The organism is Bartonella jaculi, from assembly GCF_039543045.1.
Lineage (GTDB): Bacteria > Pseudomonadota > Alphaproteobacteria > Rhizobiales > Rhizobiaceae > Bartonella > Bartonella jaculi.
The window spans coordinates 1-938 of the sequence record NZ_BAABIZ010000143.1; the positions used below are offsets into that span (position 1 = coordinate 1).

At 37.2% G+C, this 938-nt stretch carries 1 pseudogene; it reads right to left on the bottom strand.

Going from position 1 to position 938, the window contains the following annotated elements:
• Positions 1-125: 125 nt before the first annotated feature.
• Positions 126-793: pseudogene (locus tag ABD915_RS09865) on the bottom strand (hypothetical protein); the annotation flags it as partial.
• Between the last annotated feature and the right edge of the window lie 145 nt (positions 794-938).

The following is a 938-nucleotide window of genomic DNA, read 5'->3' on the forward strand; positions in this document are numbered from 1 at the left end:
ACCCCACCTATGGCTTCTGCAAGTGTGGTGGCAATCTTTGGCAAATTGCGTGATGGCAGTTTCGCCAGCTCTTTCTCGTCAATATGCCACCGGTGTTTAATATCGCATTGAGTATCAATACTTGGCTTGTGAATGGGTGGTTGGTTATCTGCACCCGTTTCGATTTGCTCTGATTGGTTCTTAGCAGCATCAACCTCTGTTGGCTCTTGAACCTGTTCGTTTGTTTCTAAATTTTCAGAACCAATTTCTTTTTTTGCTAATACGATAGTATTAGTTTTTTTTTATATATGTTATTGTTATTGTTAATGGCATAATTAAGCATTGCTTGTGCATTGCTTGTAGCATGCTTAAGCATATCGTTAGCATCATGCTTAGCATCCTTAAGCATACCACAAGCATCATGCTTAGCATCTTGATCATCACTAATTGTTTTTTCTTTATGACGTTTTGCCCATTTTGCTTGCGCTGCCTTCTGTGCTCTTTCTGAAAATTTATTTATATTTTCATTTGAGTTAGTGAGTTCTTCTGCAACATCTACATTCCATAAACAACCATCTTCTAAACGCGTGATATGACCTGTGTTCATTAAAACATTTAATGCTTTCATAAACATTTTTACTGAACAGCCAGTGTAATTAGCCCAAACCTTCAAATTATTTAAAAGCGGCTTTCCAGTATAAAGCATTTGCAAACGCAACTTTATGTAAACATTGCATTCAATGGGAGACAAACAAGCAAGATCAAGTATCCATTTATCTGCAAAAAGCCTTGTCCATGGTATTTTACTGGACATATGTACCCCCTTCTTTCATTAAATATAAAATTGCCAAAGCATCTGCTTCGTTGTCATCTTCAGGCGCATGCCCTTTTGCATGCATTGCCTGTATCATTTTTACTTTTGAGGCGTTTCCTTTTCCTGTCGTTGCTTTCTTAATTGT